The sequence below is a fragment of the Streptococcus oralis genome, assembly GCF_023109315.1.
GTDB lineage: Bacteria > Bacillota > Bacilli > Lactobacillales > Streptococcaceae > Streptococcus > Streptococcus oralis_BS.
In genome coordinates this window covers 39,604-65,292 of sequence record NZ_JALDUF010000004.1, presented here as the reverse complement: position 1 = coordinate 65,292, position 25,689 = coordinate 39,604, and the positions used below count along the sequence as shown (strand labels likewise).

Genomic DNA, 25,689 nt, shown 5'->3' with positions numbered 1-25,689 from the left:
AACTAAAGAACTGACTAGCGGATATCTAGATAATCCAAGACCAACTCACAGAACATCATGTTGGCCCAGGAGAACCATTCACGAGAGTAGAGAGTTGGGTCGTCCACGTGGAAGCTTTCGTGCATAACACCTGTACCACCATCGCAAGCAACCAGCTGATCCAGCAAGAATTTTTTCTCTGCCTTATCTCTTGTTGTCAAGCCTTGGATAGAAAGGGCAATGGGCCAGATATAGCGATAGAAGGTATGAGAACTTCCGAGACCACTAGCGTATTTCCCTTGATAGAAGTATGGATTTTCAGGACTCAGAATGGTCCGACGAGTTGCTTGGTAAACCTCATCGTCAATGTCGCAGTAGCCCAGATAAGGCGCAGCCAGCAGACTTGGTACATTTGGATCATCCATGATGCTAGCATTTCCTAGACCATCCACTTCAAAGGCGTAAATCTTTTCACCCTTGCTGTTAGTGGTGTAGGCGTAATTTTCGATTCCTTCTTGGATTTCTGCTTGCAGACGTTTAGCGTCTGCCACGATGTTTTGGCTATCAGCTAGGTTTAGTTCTGCAAAGATTTCTTGCACATAACCCAAGACAACTACAGCAAACATATTGGACGGAATCAAATAGCTATACTGACAGCAGTCATCACTTGGACGGAAGGCTGACCAAGTCATACCAGTCACTGCAAAATCAGGTCCAAAGCCATCATTTACTAAGGTGTCTTCCTTGCGGTCCGTATCCCTAACAAAACGATAAGGAGAGTTCTTGTGGTCTTGTTCCACTGTCCAAAGATGAAGAATTTCCTTGGTCGCTGCGACAAAAGTCTCATCAAACTGACTAGTCTCTCCAGTCTCTTTCCAAAGGAGATAAGCCAGTTGCAAAGGATAGCAAAGCGAGTCCACCTCGTACTTTCGTTCCCAAATCCAGCCATTAAGCTCTGTGTGATCAGTCTCATGGTGCCCCTTCCAGTTCTCCTCAATGTTAAAGGAATTGGCATAAGGATCCTTGAGAATCAAGGTCATCTGACGCTTAACCAAACCTGCAATAGTCTGACGCAGGAGGGCATCTCTTTTAGCCACATGCAAGTAGGGTCTGAGTTGGGCTGTTGAATCCCGAAGCCACATGGCAGGAATATCCCCTGTGAGTACAAAAGTTGAACCATCTTCTAGAATCTCGACCGTGTTGTCCAAGGTGTCGGTGTAGCAACGCTCAAAGACATCCACCCACTCCGGATGGTCCTTGGCACGCTCTGCTACTTCGTCTAGCCATTCTCTAACAATTTCTTTCGAATAAATCATAGTATTTTTTCCTCTTTCAAACAAGTTTCATGTTCAGTATATAGTTTTTATGCTAGAAAATATATACACAAATGATAGTCATTTTTCTACAAAATTGCTTACTTTCGAACCCCATATCTAAAGGTCTCATTTTTCTGATATAATGTAGAAAAACAGCTAAAGGAAAGACTATGAAACCACTACTTGAGACCATCGATACCCGCTTTGGGACTGCTAGCAAGCATGCCTTTTCTCGAGGAAATACCCTGCCCTACACGGGCGTTCCTTTTGGGATGAATTATTTTGTTCCCCAGACCAGCGACCAGGATGGAGCTTGGTTTTTCGATCCGCATCTGCCTATTTTTCAGGGGATTCGTTTGACCCATCAACCCAGTCCTTGGATTGGGGATTACTCTTGGCTCCTTCTGACACCTGTTACAGGCCAACTGGGCGGAGATAGCCTCTTTCACCGTCAAGCCTCCTATGATATGGATAAGGCCTCTTTCCAACCTCATTATCTGAAAATTTTCTCCCTGCGCTATCAGATTGAAACCCAGCTAACACCGACTTGCTACGGTGCCTCTATACGCTTAGAGCAAAAGCAAGGCAAAGCCCTCGCCCTCTACCTTCACGCAGCAGATGAACTGACCGTAGAGCAAGTAGATAAGAGGAATCTTGCCCTAAGACAAGACGGAAAAACAGAGACCAATAAAAGTCCTCTGATACTCTTTACTGCTCTACAAATGAATACGGATATTCTTGCTGTCAGCCAAGAAAGTGGAGACTGGCGAATTGACTTAGCAAATAGTCATGCTGAGATCCAATTAGCAACTTCTTTTATTTCTCCTTCTCAAGCGCTATTTAATCTACCTCAAACGGACTTTGATAGCTGTAAAGCAAGTGCGAAAGCGGACTGGGAAAATTTCCTCCATCGTTTTGATGTTCTTGAGATAGGGGAAGCCGACCGAACCTTCTTTGACCACTGCCTCTACAGACTCTTCCTCTTCCCACAGACATTTTATGAGGTGAACGAGTCAGGGCAGGCCATCCACATGGATTTGTCTACTGATACTGTCAAGCCTGGTGTTCTCTTTAACAACAATGGTTTCTGGGATACCTTTCGCACCACCTTCCCCCTCTTTGCCCTTATCATACCGGAACACTATCACCGCTTTCTAGAAGGTTTCCTCAATAGCTACCGCGATACTGGTTTTCTGCCTAAATGGCTAGCCCCAGATGAACGTGGCATGATGCCAGGGACTCTATTGGACGGTATTATCGCAGATAGTGCCTGCAAGGAAATGGCTCCTGACTTGGAAGAAGAACTCCTCCAAGCCATGTTGGAGACAGCCACTAAGTCCGACCCTCTCGGCATCAATGGTCGTCACGGTTTGGCACAATACCAAGAACTGGCCTACCTCTCTACCGACCACCACGAAAGCGTCAGCCACACCCTAGACTACGCCTATAGTGACTTTTGTATCGCCAGCTGTGCCGAAAAGCTTGGTCAGAATGACATCGCGGAAACTTATAGAACTGCATCACAAAATTACCGCAATCTATTTGACACTGCGACGGGCTACATGCGAGCGCGAGATAGTCAAGGAAACTTCCACCCTGACTTCTCCCCTTATAGTTGGGGGCGAGACTACGCTGAATGCTCTGCCATTCAAGCGACTTTAGGCATTCTACACGACATCCCTGGCTTAATCCAACTGATGGGTGGAAAAGAAACCTTTAGCCACTACCTTTTGAAAGCCTGTCAGGATGCTCCACTCTTTGAGACGACTGGCTATGGTTACGAGATTCATGAGATGAGCGAGATGGCTACTGCTCCTTTTGGACAAGTCGCCATTTCCAACCAGCCTAGCTTCCACATCCCTTATCTCTTTCGCTACAGCAACTACCCAGACTACACTGCTCTTCTCATAAAGTCGATACGTCAGAAAGCCTTTCACCCAAGTTGGCAAGCCTATCCTGGCGATGAGGACAACGGTAGTCTCTCTGCTTGGTACATCTGGTCGGCTCTTGGATTCTACCCGACCTGTCCAGGCAAACCCAGCTACGACCTCGGAATCCCTCTCTTTGACCATCTGCGTGTCTACCTAGCTAAGGAAAATAAATGGTTAGATATCCATGCCGAGCAAAACTACAGCCATTTTAACTTTGTCAAAGAGTGTCGATTGGACAAGACCTCTGTATCTAGCATCCAACACCAAGACCTCTTAAAAGCTGAACAACTGACCTTCACCCTCAGCTGGCTACCAAATCACTCATAACCAAAAGAACCTTTGCATCGCGCAAAGGTTCTTCTTTTATGAAACTTGGACCTGAAGCTGGTCAACAAGCTGCCCATCTATCGTCAGATTCAGATAAAAGTCCAAGCTTTTATCTCCTGCAAAATACAAGGTTGGGAGCGTCAATCTTTTTTCAGTCTCGCCAGCTTGAAACTCAATAACTTGAATCTCATCCTGATAAGCGACACCATGCACACCCGTCCCTGGTTGAATCGAAATCTTAGCTTCTAAAGGACTGCTAGATTCTCTGCGTTTCACTGTAAAGTGGATATTTTCTCCCTTGGTCACAGCGAGACTTTTTTCTGAAAACTCCAGTTGCTGAACAGCTTCTTTTTTTGACAAGCTAGGTGTTTTATAAAGTGAAATCTTAGTTAATACTGGCAAATCCTGTGCCTCTGTGATGATTACACGCACCTTCTGAGCCTCTACCATGGATCCGCGCAAAAGGCGTTTATAGCCTACTGTAAATCCTGTTCCAAACTCCTGCCAGACACCATCCAACTCTACCTGAACATGGAAAGTAGCGATGCGTTGTCCTAGCTTCAAATCTTCCCTCAGCTCGATCACATCAAAAGTTTTAGGTGACTCTAAATCGAGCTCTAACTGAATTGGCAGTTCTGCATCACTTGCCCATGAACTGGTCTTCCGTCCATCTGTCAGGTGAGAACAGGCAAAGTCTGGTGATAGAGCCGGACCAGATATCTTGGCTCCCAGAGCCAAATCTTCTTTGTAGAGCTCATCACAGTAGGCCCTAAATTCATACAATCGCTGGATATCCCTTTCATCAAAGAGACCATCTTGGTTTGGAGGAATATTGAGCAAGAGAGGGGTTCCCCGCCCCACCGAGTGAAAGTAGATTTCGACCAATTCCTCAAGAGACTTGGAATCCTGATCCTCATGGTAAAACCAACCCGGCCGAAGGGAAACATCTGCCTCACCGATTGAAAACAACGTACCCGAGGGATCACCGTGCTGTAGATAATCTAATTCCGCCTCGGTCCCCAACTGATCGGGCTTGACTTTTTGCCACAAGGGATCCCCTGCATAGCCCCGTTCATTGCCAATCCAGCGAATACTAGTTCCCTCAGTTGAGAAAATCAAACAATCGCCCTGCAAGTCACGAATGGTTTCAAACCAGGTCTCAAACTCATAGTTGACCTTCTGGGCCCCTTCCCCTCGAGCACCATCCATCCACACCTCAGAGAACTTACCGGCATTGCCATAGGCAGAATTTGACAAGATTTCCTTCAACTGAGCCAGATAGTAGGCATTGTAGTCCGCTTCTCGGTCCACATGATAGAGGGGACTGTGAGCATCCCAAGGAGACAAATACACTCCCATGTCCATGTCAAACTCAGTCGCAGCTTTGGAAACCTCAAGGAGCAAGTCCCCCTTTCCACCCCTCCAAGGGCTAGCCTTGACCGAATAGTCTGTATAAGCTGTCGGGTAGAGGACAAAACCATCATGGTGCTTGATCACCAAAATCAGTTTTTTAAAACCTGTTTCTTTGAGTACCCGAACCCATTCACGCGCATCTAACTTGGTCGGGTTAAAACGCATAGGATCCTCTTGCCCACTTCCCCATTCTTGGTCATAAAAGGTATTGGGGCCAAAATGGATAAAGGCAGCTAGTTCATCCTCTAAATAATCCAGCTGGGCCTGACTTGGTAATGGCCTATGTGGTTTTATGTTCGTCATCATCTCATATCTCTTTCTCTTGTTCACAAAGTTATCCACAACTTGTGGATAAGAAAACATACCTAAAAACTAGTCTTTTCAGACTCCAGCTTTTAGACTTGGAAGCTTTCACCCTAAACAGACCTTTATCAAATAGCTTTGTACCAGGGTTTCTGCCAGCTCTCTAGCAAGTCACTAATATACGGAACTATTATCAGGATACTTCAACACCCAGAGTTGTATGTTATTTTTCCATAGACTTATCCACAGGCTGTGAATAAACTATTGTTCCAGACCGCTCTCTCCTTGACTATAACAAAAAGCGATAGTAGCGTCAATATGACTAAGATTTCTTCCTAAATCCCCTGAAAAGATTCTATAATTTGTACAATCGTAGCTTTTGTATTTGCCAGCTAGTTAGAATCAGCCAAAGTCTACTAAGCAAAAAATGACTGCTTTATCACATTGTGAACAGCACAGCTATGTACTATAATACCTAACAACCTAATCATTTCCAGCAAAAAATCCCGCAGATTTGCGGGATCTTCTCTTGCATCAATGCGCCAACATTTCTTGGGCGATTTCTTGTCCAGATAGGTTATCTGGGTAGTAGGTTGGCCAGTTATCCATCTCTTCAAAGAGGGCTTCTTGGCTAGTACCTCCAAAGAAGATATGGAAATGTTCTGCTTTAACTGGGGCGATATTGTGGTCACTAAACTGAACATACTTGAACTGTCCAGCATCCGCATCTGTCGCTTCAAAGAGGAAGCGCACACCACGATTGCCTTTCTTATAAGTCAAGATTTTCTTGCCGACATACTTATAGGTGAATTTCTTGCTTTGACCACCTTGAACAAATTCCATAGTGTTGTCCGTGATGTTGATTTTGGTCACATCTGTCTGATAACCTTTTCTATAGTAAGCCTTGTACTCATCTTTGGTCATCTTGCCAGTCAACTTAGCCTTGTAATCAAAGACTTGATCAAAAGTTCCATCCTCAAGGAAAGGATAGACCGACTGCCAGTTGCCAACATAGTCACTCAAGGTACGATCTTTGACATCTGCATCCTCAAAGTAACCATTGTGAACTGTCTTGGTATTTTCTTCCTTCTCTGGCTCGATTTCTGGTCCTTCTTGGTCCGTTGTCTGCTTCAAAGCCTTGAGGTTTTTCTCCATCACGGAGATGTAGTCCTCACCAGCCTTGGTTGCTTCTTCTGTCAGACTTTCTAGCGGATTGAGCACGTCTAGTTTGACACCTGTTTCTTTGGAAAGGGTATTGGCGAGGGCTTGTGAGGCATTTTCTTCAAAGTAGATATAAGAAATCTTGTTTTTCTTGATATACTCGGTCAATTCTGCCAAACGTGCTGCTGATGGTTCTGCATCTGGTGAGAGACCTGAGATGGATACTTGCTTGAGACCGTAGTCCAAGGCAAGGTAGTTAAAGGCAGCGTGCTGGGTCACAAAGCTCTTTTGTTTGGCTTGAGACAAGCCATCTGTGTAGGCCTTGTCCAAGGCTTGCAATTTTTCGATATAGGCAGCCGCATTCTTCTCAAAAGTCTCTTTTTTATCAGGATAATCTGCTGACAAGCTGTCACGGATATGCTCTACCAGTTTGATGGCGCGTGCTGGTGAAAGCCAAACATGGGGATCGTAGTCGTGATGGTGACCCTCACCGCCATGATCATGCCCTTCCTCTTCTTCCTCACCACCTGGCAAGAGGAGCATATCACCTGTCGCCTTGATGGTTTTCACCTTTTTCTTATCCAAGGATTCTAACAATTTTGGAACCCAAGTTTCCATGTTTTCATTTTCATAGACAAAGGTATCTGCGTCTTGGATTTTGGCAACTGCCTTGGCAGACGGTTCGTACTCATGGGGTTCTGTACCAGCACCGATTAGAAGTTCTACATTAGCAGTATCTCCTGCGACTTGCTTGGTAAATTCGTAGACAGGGTAAAAGGTTGTCACGATATTGAGTTTCCCATCTGCCTGCTTTTGATTGGAACAAGCCACTAAAAACAAGGCACATAGACTAGCTAGTAGTAAGCTCAGTTTTTTCATTTCATTCTCCTATTTGATAAAACGTTTCAGTAGACTGACTAACAAAAAGACAGCTACAAAGATAATGGTGATACTAGCGCTAGCAGGTGTTTCCGCATAGTAGGAAATATAAAGTCCTGCCACCATTCCCAAAAAGCCAATAGCACTGGCTAGCAACATAACGGATTTGAAGTTTTTCCCCAGACGAAGGGCAATACTAGCTGGCAAGACCATAATGGTCGACACCAAAAGGGCTCCTGCTGCTGGAATCATAAGGGCAATGGCCACCCCTGTCACCATGTTAAAGAGGATGGACATAGTACGAACGGGCAAGCCATCCACAAAGGCCGTGTCCTCATCAAAGGTCAGGATATACATTGGTCGCAAGAATAAGAAAGTCAAGAGCAAAACGACCGCAGCAATGGCAAAGAGGAAAATCACCTGCTCCTGGCTAATAGTCACAATAGACCCAAAGAGATATTGGTCCAAACTCATGGAACTAGAACTTTTGCCCTTACTCATCACGATAAGAGACACTGCAAGTCCTGTTGACATGAGGATAGCTGTTCCGATTTCCATAAAGTTCTTATAGACTGTCCGGAGATACTCTAGAAAGACCGCAGCGATCAAGACGATAGCAATGGTTGAAATAGTTGGAGAAATTCCCAAAACCAGACCAAAGGCTACTCCTGATAGAGAAACGTGACTGAGGGTATCACTCATCAAACTCTGACGACGTAAGATAAGGAAGGTCCCAAGAACTGGAGAAAAGAGACTCATGGCAATGACCGCCAAGAAGGCACGCTGCATGAAGTCATATGATAACAAACTAAGCATGGTCCACCTCCTGGTCGCTTTCGTGAACGTTAAAACAACGCCATGGCGAATCTTGGTTACGAACTAGATGAATATTGCGATCCGCATAGTCCTTGACCTCCTCAGGATCATGGGTAATCATCAAAACAGCCTTGCCATGGTGATGAGCACTGTGGTGCATGAGCTCGTAAAATTCATTTTTGCTCCCTGAATCCATCCCTGTTGTCGGCTCATCCAAGACAAAGATATCTGGGTCAGAAGCAAACATCCTTGCAATAACTGCTCGTTGCTTTTGCCCACCAGAGAGGGAGCCAATTCGTTTGTCACGGTGTTCCCACATACCAACTGAGTCTAGACTGGCCTTGATATGTTCCTCATCATGAGCATTCAAGCGACGGAACCAGCCCTTTCGCGGATAGCGACCCGACTTGACAAATTCATAAACTGTACTTGGAAAACCAGCATTAAAACTAGCTATCTGCTGGGGAAGATAAGCTATCCTTAGCTTTTTCCCATGAGTATTTGTCTTTGAGATGGTTACCTTGCCAAATCTTGGTTGCAAGATGCCTAGGCTCGCCTTGATAAGCGTCGTCTTGGCAGCCCCATTTTCACCAGTCAGGGTAACAAACTCCCCACTATCAACACTGTAGTTGATATGCTCGAGGACAGGTTCCTTGTCATAATAGAAAGACAAGTCCTCTACTGTAATATACCGCATTATTTGATTTCTCCTACTAAAGCAGTTAAAAACCGCTGAATCACTTCTTGTTCATTTGGAGTAAACTGACTTGCTACTTGTTCATAGGCTAAGAGCGTGTGTTCATGATGATGGTGGTGTTCCTCTGCCACTGGTCGAGCTAGTTCTGTCAGTTGGTAAAAGATCACACGCGCATCTTTTGGATCTCTAGATGTCTCTAACATACCCTCTTTGACCAAAGACTTGATAGCCTTGGTCACTGCCGCCTGACTGACATTGAGACGACGAGCCAACTCCGAGTTGGTTAAGGATTCTTCTGACAGGAGCATGAGGATGTGTTCCTGAGTATTGGTCAAGGCTACGTCACTTGTGCAATGCCCAATCAGAATTTCATGCTGGTTCTCAGATCTCAAGATCACCTCGTTTAAAAAGTTATCGATTTCCTGTGCAAGCTGTCTCATGTGTTACTCCTTCCCTAGCTATCTTTTAGTAAAAAAACATAGATAGCCACCGATTCTTTACTGGTTAATTATATCATAAACCAAAAAAGAGTCAAGGGAAAAAGGCGTAAAAACGTTTCCCTAGACTCTTCTAGATGTGAAATTTAACCTATTTTAGCTTTGGTTTTCGGCTCGATAAGATACCTGCCAAACCAGCTACCATTCCCATCAAGAGCAAGAAGATGGATTGTTCACTTCCTGTATTTGGGAGAGCTTTTTCTGAGACAACTGCCTTCTTGCTAAATTGACCTGCCACCTCATAAGTCAGTGGTACATTCGTAGTCGCATCGCTAGCAGCTGCATTCGTTTGAGGCGTTTCTACTGGCAGACTAAAAGTTGTAGAATCCACAGAAATCGTCCGTGAGTTCGGATTAATCTTTTCATACTGGGTCAAATCAGCGGTTTTCAGATACTCTTCAAAGGCAGCATCCATAGATGGGCCTTCTTCACGAGCGCCACCCAACATAGTGTAGCCATCACCACCTGCAGCTAAGAAATCATTGGTTGCAAGATAGTAGTTTTTTGCGAGGTCCAGTAGTTCATAACGACCTGTTGCACGGTTTTTAACCTGGATGGCCAAGACACGTTTGCCTGATGGTAGGTTGGTATCATAGTAGACCTTCACACCCGAAACTTGCAAGAAACCACCACTTGGTTCTAACAATGGTTGCCCGTTCTCATCCAAGACCTTCTTGCCATCCTTATCGACCTGCAAGATAGATCCGAGTGATTTTTCAAACATATCCAAAACTTGTTGCCCCGTCACTTGGATTTGTGAAATGGTATTTCCAAAAGGAAGAACGGCAATAACATTTCCTTTAGTGATTGGTTTGCCTTTTGCAATGGTTTCACGCAAGCCACCACCATTTGTCACAGCGATGTCTGTCGGATGGCTAAATCCTGTTTGACCATACTGATAGAGGGAGTCTGCTACGACGTTTCCGAGGTTGGTTTCACGAACTCGAACATTTTCACGATCACCGTTTAGTTCTACAGGGCTGTTTGAGACAATCTCAACTGCATTTTCAGCATCGTATTTTTGTTTAATGTCTTTGACTAGTTTTTCAACTTTTGGATTGGCAGTCAATTTCTTGGCATCAGCAGCTGCAATCAACGTAGGATTCCCCAAAAGCTGACGTGATTTGTAGATAACTTTCCCAACATTATGAAGGTAACTTCCTGTTTGGTTATAGGTAACATTGTTGCCATAAGTTGTGGAAGCTACTGTATGAGAATGCCCATCAATAACTGTCACACGTTTGCCTTTGAGACGAGGATTTTTAGATAGAGCTTCTGCCAAGGTTGAACCACGCCACTCGACTGGAGTTGTGGTATCTACACCCAAGTGAGCGAGCACAACATAGTGTTTGTAGTCCTTGCCTTCTGCACGAGCCTTGGCTTGAACTTCTTCGATGACCTTATTGACTTCAGAGATTGGATCTGTAAAAGTTACCCCTTTAATGTTTTTAGGGTGAGTTTTGGTTGCTGTTTCAGGTGTTGTCACGCCGATTACAACAAACTCATCACCTTCCACAGTCTTATCTTTATCAACGATTGTAGAAGCTTCAAAGAGACGAGCACCATTGACATAGGTATTTGAGCTAAGTAATGGGAATTTCAAGATTTCCTTGTATTTTTTAACTTCATCAAGGCCAAAGTCAAACTCATGGTTTCCTACTGCCATGGCATCATACTGCATCTGATTGAGAATTTCAGCACGCGCTTCACCCTTCGTAGAGTTGGAAATCGGCAAACCTTGGAAGGCGTCTCCCGCATCAACAACCAGAGTATTTTGATTTGATTTCGCACGTTCCTGCTCAATGACAGTCGCTAACTTGGCATCTCCAATTACTCCTTTTTCCTCTACGATACGACCATGGACATCATTGGTGTGTAAGATAACGGTGTCCTTTTCTTCGCTTTTAGTAGATTCAGCAGGAGCTGACGGAGCTTCTGCAGATGCAACGGTTGCTGGAGTCTCTACCTCGTTTGTTGGAGTTGCTGACGCTACAGGGTTCGACACAGGAGCAGGAGCCTCCGACGTGGCGGGAGTTGCTACAACAGCTGAACTTTCCGCAGGAGTTGTTGCTTCTTCAGCGTAGACTTGTCCAGCTAAAAAGGCTGGGGCTAATAGAGCTGTCGACAAGACAGGTAACAAAGAACGTTTATTCATTTTGAAATCCTTTTCTTTTTTCCTTTATATTATACGATATTTCTATAAAAAATAAAACTTTTGACTGGTTTTTATATAAAATATTCGCTATTTAACCAAAAAAACCTGAACCAAAAAGTTCAAGTTTTTTTAATCGATTTATTGGAAATCTTTGATATTTCCATCATAGGTCGCCCAGTCCTTACTAAAGAAACGGTCATTCATCTTGTAGTCTGGAGCTGGTTTCGGATCCGTCAAGAAGGGATTCACAACCTTATCAAAAGCCAACCAGCCCAACCAACCTAAGTGGATGGTATCCTTGATAAAGTAAGGTTCTCCTCCGTTTTTTGAAAAGTCAGCAATGTTGGTAAAGCCTTGACTTTCTAACTGGTAACGGATTTTCTCCACTGTATGTTGGTACATTTCTTCGCTGAGACCTGTATATTCCATCCATTTCTTGTTGACGGGCTGGATGATAAAGAGTACATTGACATTCGACTTAGCAAATTGATTAAGAACCAGCTGCAAATCATTGTACTCCGTTGACTTAAGGAAGCTGTAATTTTTTTGATGATCCTTATATCTATCGAGGTGGTCTTTAACCTGAGTCTTATAAAATTGATTCTCCATCCCCATATCGTTATTGGTCGTATTTGCTTCTGCATCCTTACGAGCAATTTCTTCTAAAGCGTCATAGGAAAACTGATCAGGAAGATCTTTTAAATAGTTTTCTACATGTTCTTTGTACTTGAGTTTCCCCCGAATGGAAAATTGACCAAAAAGAGAGGACTGCTTTTCATTGAATCGTGCAAAGAGGTTGATGATAAGTCGATCAGCATCTGACAAGTCCTCTCCTTTTGAAAGCTTTTGAAGGATGCCTTTCAGTGCCACACTAGGATTCTGCTTCAACAAACGCGTCGCAGCATGCTTAGCCGAAATGTCCCCAGATTGATTTTCCAAAAAAGCTGTCAACTGGTCGCTGTTAAAAAATCTCTGAAACGCTGCGGGTTCATAATCTGTCTCCGTAAACCACTGAGGCGAAATCACAAATACAGCCTGCTTATTCTCTATTTCCAGCAAGATTTGTTGTAATCCAAAATATTGGATGAGAGAGGTTGCCCCTGCCTGGCCTAGAAAGTAAGGACGATAGGGACGATTGTATTTTTCTGCTAAAACAGCTGGATGGACACTATCAAATCGAATCCATTCACTGGACCCTAGAAAAGGAATAAAACGTATATTTGGATCCGTAAGGGCCTTCACTTTTTGGCTTCTCTCTTTAAAGCTCTCTGTACTAACAGAAGCCGCCGAGTACTTCTCCTCCGTCAGATTATGGCTTGTTGTACTTGGATAAAAAAAGATGAGTAGAAGAACCAAAAAGCCAGCAATGAAGATAGGCCCGAAGATCAGCCACAAGCGTTTAAGCATTCTTTAACTCCGTGATACCTGCTACGATTTTATTAGCCGTATTCCAGTCATCACGACCGAACTCCGTCACTGGAACACGAATGTCAAAACGGTTTTCAATCTCAACAATCAATTCAACCGTTCCCATGCTATCCAAGACACCAGCATCAAAAAGATCTTCATCCATCATGTCAGAAACATCTTCCATAAACAACTCATCAATAATTTCAATAACTTCTGATTTGATATCCATTTTTTATATCCTTTTATTTTTTAAACCATAAATCATTCAAAAATCCAGAAAAGATTAAGAATGAAACCATCACGACATGGAAGGTGACAACCATGCCAAGCAACTGAATCCAGCGATTCTCAGGTAAGGAACCCTTCCCAGCTTTTTTCCGTTCTTTATTGAGCGCTTTTTTCTTACGAACCCAAGCATCATTGATAACTAGCCCAATCCCATGGAAAAGTCCATAGGCGATATAGTACCAGGTCACACCATGCCAAAATCCCATAATCAGCATATTGAGAATATAGGCTACACTTGAGGTCACATTGCGATTTTTAAAGACCTTCTTTCTGGTCAACACCATGACCATCCGCATAAAGACAAAGTCACGGAACCAGAAAGACAGACTCATGTGCCAACGATTCCAAAACTCCTTTAAATCCCTTGACAAAAAAGGCTTGTTAAAGTTGATGGGACTATGAATCCCCATCAAATTGGAGATGGCTAAGGCAAACATAGAGTAGCCCGCAAAGTCAAAGAACAAGTCTAGACCAAAAGTATACATCACCGCCAGAGCATAATGATTAAAGAAACCGCCTGTCTGCAAGGCCAAATTTTTCAGCGGAGGCAGTAATATCTCTCCCAAAACATGGGCCAAGATAAACTTGTAAAGGAAGCCAAGCATGATATACTTGACAGCCCCTTCTAGCATGTTCATTAACTCATCCCGTTCAGGAATGGTCTCATAATTTTCATTGAAGCGTTTAAAACGATCAATGGGACCACTCGAGAAAGTCGGCATAAAGAGAAGAAAACGTAAGAATTGCCAAATCGTTAAATCCTTAATGACACCGTCTCTTAACTCAACGATAACCCCAACAGCACGAAAGGTTAGGTAAGAAATCCCTAAAAATCCAAACAAAGATTGAGGTCCATGAATAGCAGGAGATACTTTCACAAAGACGATAGGCAATAGAGATAAAAAGCTAACTAGGTAAAATATCCATTTACTATCCCGTTGTTTCCTGTACCTTTTGTAGAAAGATACAAGAAGTACTTGCCAGATAACATAAAGGATAAGAGCGCTTATTTGATTCGTCTTTCCACCTACCAACATGGTGACGATAAAGAAGAGACTAACGAGCACCTCGTACAAGGCAAAACGTTTCTTGAAAAAAAGACCAATAAAGATAGGTAAAGTCGCAGCAATTACGTATAAAAAGTACTGAAGATCACCATAAGGTTCCAAATGAGGTAGCTGTTTATAAAGCTCCATCATCTACTGTTTACCTCGTTAATCAAGCCCTTGATATCAATTTTACCATTAGGCGTTAGCGGCAAACTATCTCGATAGAGAAACTTAGACGGCATCATATAAGACATCATGATATCTGCTAGGTCTTCTTTGATAGCCTTGGTAATATCGATATCACGTTCAAACTGTTCACGAACGCCGTCCTTTAGGATGACATAGGCCAGTAGATTTTGTACCTTGTGGTCCTTGTTATAACGTGGGACAGCAACAGCCGACTCGATATAGCGAGACTTGTTGAGGTTTTGAGAGACATCTTCAAGTTCAATGCGATAACCATTAAACTTAATCTGGAAATCCATGCGTCCACCATAGAGAAGCAAGCCCTCATCTGTCATGGTTCCTACATCCCCTGTATGGTAGGCTGGAAGACCTTCGAATTCAAAGAAAGCTTCTGCCGTTTTTTCAGGATTATTCATATAGCCTTTTGAAACAGCTGGCCCAGAAACGATGATTTCTCCCTGTTCACCATTTGGAACTTTCTTACCTTCCTCATCAATGATAAAGGTTGGAGAATCAGCCTTAGTATAGCCGATTGGCAGGCGTTTGAGAGTCGCCAACATCTCATCAGTGACGGCAACTGCTGACAAAGCTACCGTCGCTTCTGTTGGTCCGTAGGCATTGATAATACGGGCATTTGGGAATCGCTCGCGTAGTTTTTGAGCTGTTTTGACTGTCAATTCTTCACCATCAAAGTAGAAATGCGTGATTCCTGGCATTTTCTCACTGTTAAAGTCTTCTGACAACATGGCCATATCTGCAAAGGATGGTGTTGAGGTCCAGATAGCAATGGGCAAGGAAAAAATCGTCGCAAAGAGTTTTTTGAAGTCCTGAGTAATGGCTGAAGGAAGAGCAAAAAGCGTACCACCCAGTGCTAAGGTTGGCGCCCAGTACATGACAGATAGGTCAAAAGAATAAGGGGGCTGAGCCAGCATTTGTGGACGATTTGGCGTCGCAAATTCCTTATCTGTAATCATCCAGTTGGTAAAGCTGAGAAGATTATCATGGGAAATCTGCACTCCCTTAGGCTTACCAGTCGTACCAGAAGTAAAGATGATGTAGTAGTTGTCATCTCCCTTGACTGGATGGGTCATCTCGTAGCTGGAAGCTTGAGCAAAAGCTTCATGGACTTGCTCTAAATTCAGCATCGGTGTGATAGTTTGCTCTAATGGAAAATCTGAGATGGCAATAATCAAACTTGGCTCTGCAACTTCTACGATAGCAGAAACTCGTTCCAAGGCCGAATGGCTATCAATTGGGATGTAGGCATGACCTGACTTAGTTAGCGCTACAAAGGTAGCCAACATCTCATATTCCTGACCACCAAAAACGACGACTGGAGATTTCTCAGGCAAGTCAAGTCGATCGATAGCTGCAGCTAAACTATCTGAATCAGCCTTCAGATCACCATAAGTATGCTCTTGACCTAAAACATTATAGACAGGATATGTTGGTTGTATTTGAGCAAAGTGCTCAATCGTTTCAATCATATCTTTTATCGGTTTATTAGACACAGTTCTTTTTCTCCTTTAAACTAGAACTCATTATAAATAAAGCCACCTTGTCCCTGCCCAAGGTAACTAAAAAAATAAAGCAAGCCAAGTAAGATTACAAAATATAGGGCCGTCCGGCCTAAAAATACATGTAGGTTTCGTTGTTTTTTCATAAGCTATCCATTAATATATCATTTCTATCGACTACAAATACGCACTATTAGTAACTTATCTTCCTAACATTTTACCACTTTATCAACCTTTTTTTCAACTGTTTACCATAACTTAAAAGTTCGTTTTAGGTTATTTTAAGATAAATTAAAATGTTAACAGCAGATGCAGGCAAAGATTTCCATTTCTATAAATCTCCTATACCAGTCATCAGAAATTAAACAGTTTAAAGAATGACAGCAAACACACGGCTCCCCCTTTGGGCATTTTTATGCTAAAATAGTAGCTATGGATAAAATTATTAAAACTATATCAGAAAGCGGAGCCTTTCGTGCTTTTGTCCTTGACAGCACAGAAACCGTCCGCACTGCTCAAGAAAAACATCAAACTCAAGCCAGTTCAACTGTTGCACTTGGTCGTGCCCTTATCGCTAGCCAAATTCTCGCAGCCAATGAAAAAGGAAATACCAAGATTACTGTAAAAGTTCTTGGAACGAGCTCTCTCGGTGCCATCATCACGGTCGCAGATACCAAGGGAAATGTCAAAGGCTACGTTCAAAATCCAGGTGTTGACATCAAAAAGACCGCAACAGGTGAAGTCCTAGTCGGACCTTTTGTTGGAAACGGTCAATTCCTCGTTATCACAGACTATGGTACTGGAAATCCTTACAACTCCATGACTCCTCTCATCTCTGGAGAAATCGGTGAAGACTTAGCCTACTACCTGACCGAAAGTCAACAAACTCCTTCAGCCGTCGGCCTCAATGTTCTTTTGGATAAAGACGACAAGGTCAAAGTCGCAGGTGGCTTCCTTCTCCAAGTATTGCCAGGGGCCAAGGAAGAAGAGATTGCTCGCTTTGAGAAACGCATCCAAGAAATGCCAGCCATTTCAACTCTTCTAGAAAGCGACGACCATATCGAAGCCCTTCTCAAGGCTATCTACGGCGACGAATCCTACAAACGCCTTTCCGAAGAAGAAATCCGTTTTCAATGTGACTGCAGCAAAGACCGCTTTATGGATGCTCTTGCCAGCCTTCCAAGCTCAGACTTAGAGGAAATGAAAGAGGAAGACCACGGGGCAGAAATCACTTGTCAATTCTGCCAAACAACTTACAACTTTGATGAAAACGACCTGGAGGAACTCATTCGTGACAAATCTTAATACACCTTTTATGATTGGCAATGTTGAGATTCCCAATCGTACCGTTTTAGCGCCTATGGCTGGCGTCACCAACTCAGCCTTTCGTACCATCGCAAAAGAGCTCGGAGCTGGACTCGTTGTCATGGAAATGGTCTCTGACAAGGGAATCCAATACAACAACGAAAAAACCTTGCACATGCTTCATATCGATGAAGGCGAAAACCCTGTCTCTATCCAACTTTTTGGTAGCGATGAAGACAGCCTAGCACGCGCAGCAGAATTCATCCAAGAAAATACCAAGACTGATATCGTCGATATCAACATGGGATGCCCAGTTAACAAAATCGTGAAAAACGAAGCTGGCGCTATGTGGCTCAAGGATCCAGACAAAATCTACTCTATTATCAACAAGGTCCAATCTGTCCTTGATATCCCCCTTACTGTCAAAATGCGCACCGGCTGGTCTGATCCATCCCTAGCCGTGGAAAATGCTCTCGCCGCTGAGGCTGCTGGTGTCTCTGCCCTTGCTATGCACGGTCGTACCCGTGAGCAAATGTATACTGGTCACGCTGACCTTGAGACCCTTCACAAGGTCGCTCAAGCTTTGACCAAGATTCCATTTATCGCCAACGGTGACATCCGTACGGTTCAAGACGCTAAACAACGCATCAAAGAAGTTGGTGCTGACGCAGTTATGATTGGCCGCGCAGCCATGGGAAATCCCTACCTCTTCAATCAAATCAATCATTACTTTGAAACAGGAGAAATCCTTCCTGATTTGACCTTTGAAGATAAGATGAAAATCGCCTACGAACACTTAAAACGCTTGATTAGCCTCAAAGGAGAAAAAATTGCAGTCCGTGAATTCCGCGGCCTCGCTCCTCACTATCTCCGGGGAACATCTGGCGCTGCTAAACTTCGTGGAGCCATTTCACAAGCTAGCACTCTTGCAGAGATTGAAGCCCTCTTGCAATTAGACAAAGCATAGTCTCACATCTACAACTCACAAAAACGGCAAAGCTCAAAAATGAGTCTTGCCGTTTTTATATATTTTCATCTTGTAAATCTAATTGCTTCACTCTAGCTATATAATAGGACATAATTAAAAACAAATTGAGGCTGACAATCCATATAGACCATTCATGAAGAAAATGCATCAATACAGCCAAGCTGATTGCGCCCACTACGAAACTTCCCACAACAATCCCATAATTTAAGGCCTGACGACGGTATTCTTGGATATTTCCTTCTCTTCTAGCAATGCGATACAAAGCGGTCAGCATCTTTCGGTAATTTCCAGACGTCATAAAAATGACATAGGGATGATCTTCAATCAAACTGCCCGTAAATGTTAGCATCATCATTCCTGTTCCAAAAGCGATGAAAGGAACTTCTAATAGAGGAAATCGTGAAAAGAAAGGTAGAATAAGAGTTCCAATAAATAAAGGGAGCAGCATCTTAACCCGCCAGTAGGCCGTTTTGCGGTATTCTTTCATGTGCAATGCAAACAGAAATCCTAGAGAAAAGAAAATAATGGAGCAGAATCGTAGCATTGTATTGATAACATTTGAGTCGTGCCAATCAGATATCAATAGGAGAATATTCCCTGTCTGTGTTGCTACCAAACTATGGTATTGAATATGGCAAAACACATCCAAAGAACCACCTACAAATCCAAGAAATACTCCCATCAATCGTGTGTTTTGAGGTAAGATTAATTTATCCGCCATGTATTATCACTCGTTTTCCTTTGATTTTTTTATTATACCACTTTCTCTTGGAGAAACTAAGTGAAAAACAGTTGACTCACTCTTTTGCAGAACGATTTCTAGTAAGAGTTAAAACACCAAATTTTATTATTGAATCAAGGCAACGCTTGAAACTTTACCATCCGCACCTGTTGTAATTTGGATGATTTTTCCTCCACCGACTTTGGCATTATACTTGCCGTCATCAAGAGTGTAAGAGTAGCCTCTAATAGAATAGTTTTCTTTCTTTCCATCTGCAGTTTCTACTGTAAATTGGCCCCCTGATGAAACCGTAATAGTTTCGCCATTCGCTCCCTTCCAATTGCCTGCAGCTGCTGAGAAATCACCATCGACCATGGTTAAAACTCCCTTGTAGCGTTTGTTATGTTCTGCTTGCTTGTCTTGAAGTTTGCGATCAGTTGTTGGATCATAGCCTGACTGGTTAGACTGGGCTTGAGAGCCTTGCTGAGTTGATGGAGCTTGAGAAGGGGCTTGTTGACTAGGAGCTGCTTGCTCTTGTCTTGATTCAGGTGCCGGTTTCGCTTGTGACTGATCTGTCGTTGTAGAAGACTGACCAGAAGATGCCTGAGCCTTTTCAGATGAAGCTGAGCTTGAAGATTTTTGAGTCTTGCTTTCTTTGCTAGAAGAAGCCGCTTTAGAACTTGATGATTGACTTGTTTTTGCAGAGCTACTAGTTTGAGTGGTTTCGTTTTTATTTCCACAAGCTCCCAGTAGCAAGGTAGAAGCCAATACAGTCGCTGCCATCAATTTGATATAGGTTTTCTTTTTCATCTTTCCACTCCTTTGTAATACTTTTGAAATATTATGAAATCTTTTTGTAATATAATTGTAACATTAGGCCTTGAATCTGTCAACTATTTAGAGAACCTATTTTAAAAATTGTTCCCTCCACTATTTCAATTCGTAATCGAAACGAAAAAATAGGAAATTTTTTAGATTAGAGTCCTATTTTTTGCATCGCTCTTGTGTAATTCTAAGAAAGATAGCCATTCATAAAAATGATGATAAATAAAGAGGTCGGAAACTTTGTCCCGGCCTTACTTTTTATTTCAATCGATAGGTTTTTCTTGGTTTCTTTTTAGGTACTCGTTTGAGTCCGACTTCTTCTACATATTCTCCGTATTTTACGAGAAAGTTATTGCTGACGATTGGGTGACCGGGGTTGATGAGATTGACCAGTTCAGTCCCTTCATAGACAGTGAACTCTTCCTCCAACAGATAAAGGAAGGTCGGGTTCCAATCGAGACGGCCTTGGATTCGTTTGATGGATTCTTGGATAATGGCATAATGGTCAAAGGCGAAGGCTTGCTCCTCCAGCTCTACTCCCTCTAGGAAGCATTTGCCCGTCTGAAAATCGACATCTACGAAAACGACATCCTTGGCATCGTCACCTGCCTGAACGAGGTCTAAGGCACGACTAGGTAAGTACACTAAGTGGGCAATGGTCACTGTCCAGCCCCGTGGATCACGACCGGGGGTCGATACCGTCATCAATTGCTCGATTTTCTCCAAAGGTAGATCGAGATTGACTTCTTCTCTCACCTCGCGCTGACAGGCATGTGCAGCGTCTTCTCCCTTATCCATAAAACCTCCAACTAAGGCTAAACAGTTCTGATAAGGGTGGGCCTTGCGACGGATCAGCAGGAGCTTGATCTTTCCTTCGACAAAGCAGTAGGCTACCATATCCACCGTCACACTTGGTTTTTCATATTGAGGGAGTTCCTGCTTGTAGTACCAGTCTAAAAACTCCTCCTGACTGGCATGGATTTCATAATATTCTTTTTCCGTCATCCCGGCTGGAATCATCGTATCTGCCATCTTATGCCTCCTTTCGAACTGCCTTAGTCCATTGGTACCAACCCACTAGACTGTTCAGTGTGTAAACCCAGTACATCCCTTGGATGTGAATATTTTCACCCCACCAGAGGTAGATACTAAAGAGATTGGTTGCAATCCAGAAAATCCATTGCTCGCGGTAAAGACGTGTCATCAAGAGCTGACCAACACCATTGGTCGCATCGGTAACACTATCACGGAAAGGGCGAGCACTATGGATACTTTGGTAAGCAAAGCCCATACCAATCCAGATAATGGCAGTCAAGACCAAGTACTTGAGCCAGTCAAGAACAGATAATTTCTTAGCTTCAAAGTGGGATTCTTCTGGTTTTCCTTGGTCATTGATACGATTGGACAGCCAAGCATAGAGACCAATCGGCTGCATGACAAAGAAGTAAACAGTCGTCAAAACTTCTCCGTAAAAAGTCGCATTCATGGCCAAGATCAAGTAGATAGCCGAGTTAATGGTCCCAAAGAGATAATTGCTTGCACGACCTTCTGCTACCAAGATAACACAGACAATCCCAGTCCAGGATGCAAACAAGCTCAGCCAGTCATGACTTTCCGTATTTTGCGTGAACTCTAAGATCAAGGGAACACTTGACAAGGCGATGAGATACAACCACTGGAAAAGGCTACGGCCGACAAAGAGATCTTTCCAGAGCAGGCGCATGATCCCTGCAAAACCGATCTTGCGGGCTTCTTCATGGACATTTTTAAAGTTTTCGATAAATTGTGTGATTTTTTCGGTTAGTTTTTTCATAATTTTCTCCTAATCTGCTTGGTAAATGGCATCAATAGCCACTTTTGCTGCTTCATAATTACCTAGGTAATCCTCCGCTAGATAAACTAAAGGAATGGTCGTTAAGTATAGCTCCCTCATCTGATCCAAATGCTGGGAAAAACTGTAGCGAATGTGGTCTTCTGCCATGGTCATATCTCTAAATCCGTCATTGACATAGGAGCCAACAGGCTGCACAAAGAGAATCAAATCCCATTTTTCCTTGGCCAAGATGGAGGCAAAGAGATTGTCAAATGTCTCCCCTGATAAGTCCCTTTGGTCCTCAGTCTCCATGTAATAGTCATAGTAGCCCTTGGTTACCAAGGAGTTGGTATCGGCTATCACTAGGCCTCGATTGGCATTGCTATCGATTAGTTTTGAGGTCTGGTCATACTGCCCTAAAAGGAGATAGTAGTAATCCTTTGGAGTCAATTCATCGTCGCGGACATTGTTTTTGATCTGGTACTCACGCGCGTATTCCAGGCTGACCGGCGCATCGTAATACCTTGCCAAATCCTTGGCCAGAGTGGTCTTCCCATTGCTAGCACTTCCCATAATCAACACTTTCTTGGTAAACTGACGACGGAAGGGTTGTGCGATGTATTTCCAATATTTGCTTGGATTTTCTCGAATCATAGTCGCTGAGATACCAAACTTTCTTTCTTGCAAAACAGTCTCAAATCCACGATTAGATAATTCTTGCTGGTAGTCACGTTCTCCCACAAAAAAGATCAGTTCTTGCTGGTTTTCATCATAGGAAATCTCCGATAACATCTGATCCAACCACTCCTGCCAGCCCATAGGGTAACGGGGAAGGTTGGTCTCGTCCAGCTTGCAGACAGAGGTCAATTCGTCATCACGAAAAGCCTCTCGGATATAGCGAAATCTTTTTTGAAGAGTTAAGCCTATCTGCTCCCCTCTGTCTCCCTCATAGCCTGAAACGACTACCCAGACCTGATCACACTGACGCTTCGCTCGCTGGATCAGATCGATATGTCCCTGATGGAGAGGGGCAAAGGTCCCAAATACCACTGCTGTTTTCTTTTTCATAAACCTTTTACCTTTTTATAATTTTTAATATTTTTGTTTTATATGTTTTTATTATATACTATATTTTTGTTTTGTCAATAGTTTTTTATCATTTTTTATAAAAAAGTAGAAAAAAAGAATCAGGATTGCTCCTGACTCTCTATTTTTAAGCAATATCAAATTTTAACTGGCCTGCTTTGACACCGATCTTGAGGATTCTTCCTGCTACCAGTTCTCCCTTAAGGAGGAGTTCTGCCAACTTGTCTTCCACTTCTGTTTGCAGTGTTCTACGAAGTGGACGAGCTCCCATTTCTGGATTGTAACCGTGGCTAGCTAGCAACTTCAGTGCCGAAGCTTGTAGTTTCAAGTCGATGCCCTTCTCTGCCAGGCTAGCAATCAATGGTTTAACCATGATCTTGACAATTTCCTGCATGTGTTCGCTATCCAAGCTATGGAAGACCACCTTTTCATCAATACGGTTAATAAATTCAGGTCGATAAGCTTTTTTCAACTCTTCAAAGATTCGTTTTTCCATATTTTCTTGGTCAAAACGAATGTCCTTGGCCCCAAAACCGACAGTCTTATCATCACGAAGGGCTGTCGCACCGAGGTTTGACGTCATGATGATAATGGTATTTGAAAAGTCCACCTTGCGCCCCTTGCTATCAGTCAAGACACCGTCGTCCAAGACTTGCAAGAGGACATTAAAGATGTCTGGGTGGGCCTTCTCTACCTCGTCAAAGAGAAGTACTGAGTAAGGTTTATTGCGAACCTTCTCAGTCAACTCCCCCCCTTCTTCGTAGCCCACATAGCCCGGAGGAGCTCCATTGAGACGGCTGGCTGCGAATTTCTCCATATACTCACTCATATCAAAGCGGATAAGGGCTGATTCGTCATCAAAGAGAACTTCTGCCAAGGCCTTGGCCAATTCGGTCTTACCGACTCCTGTCGGCCCTAGGAACATAAAGGAACCAATCGGACGCTTGTGACTGCGAATACCTGACTGGTTGCGGCGAATCGCACGGCTAATACTTGAAACAGCTTGATCTTGACCGATGACACGTTTGTGCAGTTCCGCTTCCAAGTTCAGGTATTTCTTGGCATCAGTCTGGGTCAGTTTTTGGACTGGGATACCTGACAAGCGGCTCAAGGTGGTCAAAATATCAGATTCTGTTACCAAGTCTTTATAGACAGGGACTTCCTGCTCTTTTGCGATTAACTGGGCCGCTTGTTTCCACTTGCCATCCATCAGGGCCTTGTCAGCTGGACTCAAGCCGGATTCGTCTGCTTTCACATGCTTGGATTTGTTTTGCACTGTTGCTGCCGCTTCGTCCAAAAGATCAATGGCAGAGTCTGGTAAGTGACGACTGGTCAAGTAACGATGTGCCATCTTGACAGCTGTTTCAACAGCTTCATCTGTGATTTGCACACGGTGGTGTTTCTCATAGGTAGCCTTCAAACCTTGCAAAATGGTCATGCTATCAGCTAGACTTGGCTCATCAATCGTCACTTTGGCAAAACGACGAGAAAGGGCTGCATCTTTTTCGATGTGTTTTTGGTATTCTTCCTGAGTGGTTGCACCAACCGTTCTCAAAGTTCCACGAGCTAAGGCTGGCTTCAAGATATTGGCTGCATCCAGAGTCGAATCAATACCGCTACCAGAACCCATGATGGTGTGAAGTTCATCGATAAAGAGGATTACTTTGCCGTCTTCCTCGATATCCTTGATGATATTGTTCATACGTTCTTCAAAGTCACCACGGAAACGTGTCCCTGCAACGACATTCATCAAATCAAGCTCTAGAACACGCATCTTTGCCATTTCAGCTGGTACGTCCCCACTAGCAATACGCTGGGCAAGACCAAGTGCCAGAGCTGTTTTCCCGACACCAGCATCTCCAACCAAGACAGGATTGTTCTTGGTTTTACGGCTCAAGATTTGAATCATACGCGAGATTTCCTTGTCACGACCGATAACTGGCTCTAACTTGCCAGAACGCGCTTGCTCTGTCAAATCATGCGTATAGTCCTCGAGACCGCCACTTTGAGCTTGAGGCATGCCCATCATATTGGCCATGGAATTTTGCTTGTCAGTTACTGTGCGATGGCGTTGACGCAAAGCCTTGAGATCTTCTCTAGTCCAGCCAGCACGCTCTTCTAGATTGCGACGAAGAGCGGCAATTCTGACCTGATCTTTCTTGTCTTCATAAGAGAAGCCTGCTCTCTCCAAGATGCGAGTTGCCAAGGCATTGCCGTCATGCAAGATTGCATAGAGGATATGCTCTGTCCCTAGCACCTTTGCGTGGACCACTGAGGCAACATACTCTGCTTCTGCAAAGAGAACCTCCAAACGATGGGAAAAGGGCAATTCTGTAAAGGTTTCGTCTTGGCTATAGACCGTTTCAGTCAGCTCCAACGCAACCTCTTCTAAACGATCCATTTCATAAGGATAATCATTTAGAGTTGCACCTGCCACACTGTAACTGTGATTGGACATGGCAATCAATAAATGCCAAGACTCTAGGTAACGAGCTCTAAAATGGCTCGCAACCATGTAGGCACTTTCGATACATTCATTCAATGCTTTTGAATAGTTCATCTTACTTCTCTTTTCTATCTACCTCTTGTAATAGCTGTCGGAGCATATTGGCACGGACAACTGAAGATTCTTCCCCTAGGACACGATCCGTTGCCACTGAAGTCAGCAAGGTCATTTCCTGCTTGGTCATCAAGTCCTGCTCCACCAAAAGCTGGAGAATATCCTCATAGACCTCCTGACTAACTCGCTCACCAATCGAGTAAAGCAAATCGCGGAGCATCTCATGATGACTGGAAAACTCAATACGCCCTATGCGAATGTAGCCTCCGCCACCACGCTTGCTCTCAACCAAGTAACCTCTGCTTTCAGTAAAACGTGTCTTGATGACATAGTTGATCTGACTCGGTACAACCTGAAAGGTATCCGCCAACTGACTCCGCTGCAATTCCACGATACCAGACTGGTCTAAAATCGCCTTGATATAGGCTTCGATATGATCTGATGTATTTTTAAATCTCATAGTAAAT

22 protein-coding genes are annotated in these 25,689 nt (G+C 43.6%); 3 read left to right on the top strand and 19 right to left on the bottom strand.

Going from position 1 to position 25,689, the window contains the following annotated elements:
* Positions 1-14: 14 nt before the first annotated feature.
* Complete coding sequence (locus M1F74_RS06090) at positions 15-1,295, bottom strand: glycoside hydrolase family 125 protein (protein ID WP_247946586.1); 1,281 nt, start codon at positions 1,293-1,295, stop codon at positions 15-17.
* Positions 1,296-1,465: 170 nt separating this feature from the next.
* Between M1F74_RS06090 and M1F74_RS06085 the strand changes: the two genes are divergently transcribed.
* Positions 1,466-3,553 (top strand): GH92 family glycosyl hydrolase, encoded by a 2,088-nt coding sequence (locus tag M1F74_RS06085; protein WP_247946585.1) that lies wholly within the window; start codon positions 1,466-1,468, stop codon positions 3,551-3,553.
* A gap of 36 nt (positions 3,554-3,589) precedes the next feature.
* Here M1F74_RS06085 and M1F74_RS06080 read toward each other — a convergent pair whose 3' ends face one another.
* The 11 genes from M1F74_RS06080 to M1F74_RS06030 all read right to left on the bottom strand — a co-directional run bounded on the left by M1F74_RS06080 (position 3,590) and on the right by M1F74_RS06030 (position 16,070).
* Positions 3,590-5,269: an alpha-L-fucosidase gene (locus M1F74_RS06080; RefSeq protein ID WP_247946645.1), complete on the bottom strand. Its 1,680-nt coding sequence runs from the start codon at positions 5,267-5,269 to the stop codon at positions 3,590-3,592.
* 534 nt (positions 5,270-5,803) lie between these two features.
* Positions 5,804-7,309 carry a zinc ABC transporter substrate-binding lipoprotein AdcA gene (gene adcA, locus M1F74_RS06075; protein ID WP_125413854.1) on the bottom strand — a complete coding sequence of 502 codons (1,506 nt, stop codon included), beginning with the start codon at positions 7,307-7,309 and terminating at the stop codon, positions 5,804-5,806.
* A gap of 9 nt (positions 7,310-7,318) precedes the next feature.
* Positions 7,319-8,125, bottom strand: a complete 807-nt coding sequence (locus M1F74_RS06070) for a metal ABC transporter permease (protein WP_000950023.1) — start codon at positions 8,123-8,125, stop codon at positions 7,319-7,321.
* Entirely contained in the window at positions 8,118-8,822 is a 705-nt protein-coding gene (locus tag M1F74_RS06065; protein ID WP_247946584.1) for a metal ABC transporter ATP-binding protein, read from the bottom strand. The genes M1F74_RS06070 and M1F74_RS06065 overlap by 8 nt, the downstream gene beginning before the upstream one ends.
* A complete protein-coding gene (gene adcR / locus M1F74_RS06060; RefSeq protein ID WP_001249328.1) occupies positions 8,822-9,262 on the bottom strand; it encodes a zinc-dependent transcriptional regulator AdcR in 441 nt (146 codons plus the stop codon). The genes M1F74_RS06065 and adcR overlap by 1 nt, the downstream gene beginning before the upstream one ends.
* A gap of 148 nt (positions 9,263-9,410) precedes the next feature.
* On the bottom strand, positions 9,411-11,474 hold the full coding sequence (nt5e, locus tag M1F74_RS06055; protein ID WP_247946583.1) for a cell surface ecto-5'-nucleotidase Nt5e: 2,064 nt from the start codon (positions 11,472-11,474) through the stop codon (positions 9,411-9,413).
* Positions 11,475-11,612: 138 nt separating this feature from the next.
* Positions 11,613-12,881 (bottom strand): D-alanyl-lipoteichoic acid biosynthesis protein DltD, encoded by a 1,269-nt coding sequence (gene dltD, locus M1F74_RS06050; RefSeq protein WP_247946582.1) that lies wholly within the window; start codon positions 12,879-12,881, stop codon positions 11,613-11,615.
* Positions 12,874-13,113 (bottom strand): D-alanine--poly(phosphoribitol) ligase subunit DltC, encoded by a 240-nt coding sequence (gene dltC, locus M1F74_RS06045; RefSeq protein ID WP_000351968.1) that lies wholly within the window; start codon positions 13,111-13,113, stop codon positions 12,874-12,876. The genes dltD and dltC overlap by 8 nt, the downstream gene beginning before the upstream one ends.
* Positions 13,114-13,126: 13 nt before the next feature.
* Positions 13,127-14,371 (bottom strand): D-alanyl-lipoteichoic acid biosynthesis protein DltB, encoded by a 1,245-nt coding sequence (gene dltB, locus M1F74_RS06040; RefSeq protein ID WP_221160290.1) that lies wholly within the window; start codon positions 14,369-14,371, stop codon positions 13,127-13,129.
* Entirely contained in the window at positions 14,368-15,918 is a 1,551-nt protein-coding gene (dltA, locus tag M1F74_RS06035; RefSeq protein WP_247946581.1) for a D-alanine--poly(phosphoribitol) ligase subunit DltA, read from the bottom strand. Before dltA ends, dltB begins: the two co-directional genes overlap by 4 nt.
* A gap of 20 nt (positions 15,919-15,938) precedes the next feature.
* Entirely contained in the window at positions 15,939-16,070 is a 132-nt protein-coding gene (locus tag M1F74_RS06030; protein ID WP_007518064.1) for a teichoic acid D-Ala incorporation-associated protein DltX, read from the bottom strand.
* A 286-nt stretch (positions 16,071-16,356) separates the two neighbouring features.
* Here M1F74_RS06030 and hslO point away from each other — a divergent pair, with 286 nt between their 5' ends.
* Both hslO and dusB read left to right on the top strand, forming a co-directional pair.
* Positions 16,357-17,229: an Hsp33 family molecular chaperone HslO gene (hslO, locus tag M1F74_RS06025; RefSeq protein WP_096421489.1), complete on the top strand. Its 873-nt coding sequence runs from the start codon at positions 16,357-16,359 to the stop codon at positions 17,227-17,229.
* Positions 17,216-18,196 (top strand): tRNA dihydrouridine synthase DusB, encoded by a 981-nt coding sequence (gene dusB, locus M1F74_RS06020; RefSeq protein ID WP_247946580.1) that lies wholly within the window; start codon positions 17,216-17,218, stop codon positions 18,194-18,196. The genes hslO and dusB overlap by 14 nt, the downstream gene beginning before the upstream one ends.
* 55 nt (positions 18,197-18,251) lie before the next feature.
* On the opposite strand, the gene M1F74_RS06015 is transcribed toward dusB, so the two are convergent.
* The 7 genes from M1F74_RS06015 to M1F74_RS05985 all read right to left on the bottom strand — a co-directional run bounded on the left by M1F74_RS06015 (position 18,252) and on the right by M1F74_RS05985 (position 25,682).
* Positions 18,252-18,938: a YoaK family protein gene (locus M1F74_RS06015; protein ID WP_000764009.1), complete on the bottom strand. Its 687-nt coding sequence runs from the start codon at positions 18,936-18,938 to the stop codon at positions 18,252-18,254.
* A 126-nt stretch (positions 18,939-19,064) separates the two neighbouring features.
* Complete coding sequence (locus M1F74_RS06010; protein ID WP_247946579.1) at positions 19,065-19,748, bottom strand: hypothetical protein; 684 nt, start codon at positions 19,746-19,748, stop codon at positions 19,065-19,067.
* Positions 19,749-20,021: 273 nt separating this feature from the next.
* The gene (locus M1F74_RS06005; protein WP_247946578.1) at positions 20,022-20,795 is read right to left on the bottom strand and encodes an NUDIX domain-containing protein; all 774 of its coding nucleotides are present in this window, start codon (positions 20,793-20,795) and stop codon (positions 20,022-20,024) included.
* A gap of 1 nt (position 20,796) precedes the next feature.
* Positions 20,797-21,576, bottom strand: coding sequence for a nicotinamide riboside transporter PnuC (gene pnuC / locus M1F74_RS06000; RefSeq protein WP_000736883.1), 780 nt, complete (start codon positions 21,574-21,576; stop codon positions 20,797-20,799).
* 9 nt (positions 21,577-21,585) lie between these two features.
* Positions 21,586-22,644, bottom strand: coding sequence for an AAA family ATPase (locus tag M1F74_RS05995; protein ID WP_247946577.1), 1,059 nt, complete (start codon positions 22,642-22,644; stop codon positions 21,586-21,588).
* A gap of 145 nt (positions 22,645-22,789) precedes the next feature.
* Positions 22,790-25,222, bottom strand: coding sequence for an ATP-dependent Clp protease ATP-binding subunit (locus M1F74_RS05990; RefSeq protein WP_247946576.1), 2,433 nt, complete (start codon positions 25,220-25,222; stop codon positions 22,790-22,792).
* Position 25,223: 1 nt separating this feature from the next.
* Entirely contained in the window at positions 25,224-25,682 is a 459-nt protein-coding gene (locus M1F74_RS05985) for a CtsR family transcriptional regulator (protein ID WP_247946575.1), read from the bottom strand.
* Between the last annotated feature and the right edge of the window lie 7 nt (positions 25,683-25,689).

Coding starts and splice junctions, on each gene's coding strand:
- M1F74_RS06080 (WP_247946645.1), bottom strand. CDS start 5,269: ATGACGAACATAAAACCACATAGGCCATTACCAAGTCAGGCCCAGCTG.
- dltD (WP_247946582.1), bottom strand. CDS start 12,881: ATGCTTAAACGCTTGTGGCTGATCTTCGGGCCTATCTTCATTGCTGGC.
- dltC (WP_000351968.1), bottom strand. CDS start 13,113: ATGGATATCAAATCAGAAGTTATTGAAATTATTGATGAGTTGTTTATG.
- dltB (WP_221160290.1), bottom strand. CDS start 14,371: ATGATGGAGCTTTATAAACAGCTACCTCATTTGGAACCTTATGGTGAT.
- hslO (WP_096421489.1), top strand. CDS start 16,357: ATGGATAAAATTATTAAAACTATATCAGAAAGCGGAGCCTTTCGTGCT.
- M1F74_RS06065 (WP_247946584.1), bottom strand. CDS start 8,822: ATGCGGTATATTACAGTAGAGGACTTGTCTTTCTATTATGACAAGGAA.
- nt5e (WP_247946583.1), bottom strand. CDS start 11,474: ATGAATAAACGTTCTTTGTTACCTGTCTTGTCGACAGCTCTATTAGCC.
- adcA (WP_125413854.1), bottom strand. CDS start 7,309: ATGAAAAAACTGAGCTTACTACTAGCTAGTCTATGTGCCTTGTTTTTA.
- M1F74_RS06085 (WP_247946585.1), top strand. CDS start 1,466: ATGAAACCACTACTTGAGACCATCGATACCCGCTTTGGGACTGCTAGC.
- adcR (WP_001249328.1), bottom strand. CDS start 9,262: ATGAGACAGCTTGCACAGGAAATCGATAACTTTTTAAACGAGGTGATC.
- M1F74_RS06005 (WP_247946578.1), bottom strand. CDS start 20,795: ATGGCAGATACGATGATTCCAGCCGGGATGACGGAAAAAGAATATTAT.
- M1F74_RS06010 (WP_247946579.1), bottom strand. CDS start 19,748: ATGAAAAAGAAAACCTATATCAAATTGATGGCAGCGACTGTATTGGCT.
- M1F74_RS05985 (WP_247946575.1), bottom strand. CDS start 25,682: ATGAGATTTAAAAATACATCAGATCATATCGAAGCCTATATCAAGGCG.
- M1F74_RS06070 (WP_000950023.1), bottom strand. CDS start 8,125: ATGCTTAGTTTGTTATCATATGACTTCATGCAGCGTGCCTTCTTGGCG.
- M1F74_RS06090 (WP_247946586.1), bottom strand. CDS start 1,295: ATGATTTATTCGAAAGAAATTGTTAGAGAATGGCTAGACGAAGTAGCA.
- M1F74_RS05995 (WP_247946577.1), bottom strand. CDS start 22,644: ATGAAAAAGAAAACAGCAGTGGTATTTGGGACCTTTGCCCCTCTCCAT.
- pnuC (WP_000736883.1), bottom strand. CDS start 21,576: ATGAAAAAACTAACCGAAAAAATCACACAATTTATCGAAAACTTTAAA.
- M1F74_RS06030 (WP_007518064.1), bottom strand. CDS start 16,070: ATGAAAAAACAACGAAACCTACATGTATTTTTAGGCCGGACGGCCCTA.
- M1F74_RS06015 (WP_000764009.1), bottom strand. CDS start 18,938: ATGGCGGATAAATTAATCTTACCTCAAAACACACGATTGATGGGAGTA.
- M1F74_RS05990 (WP_247946576.1), bottom strand. CDS start 25,222: ATGAACTATTCAAAAGCATTGAATGAATGTATCGAAAGTGCCTACATG.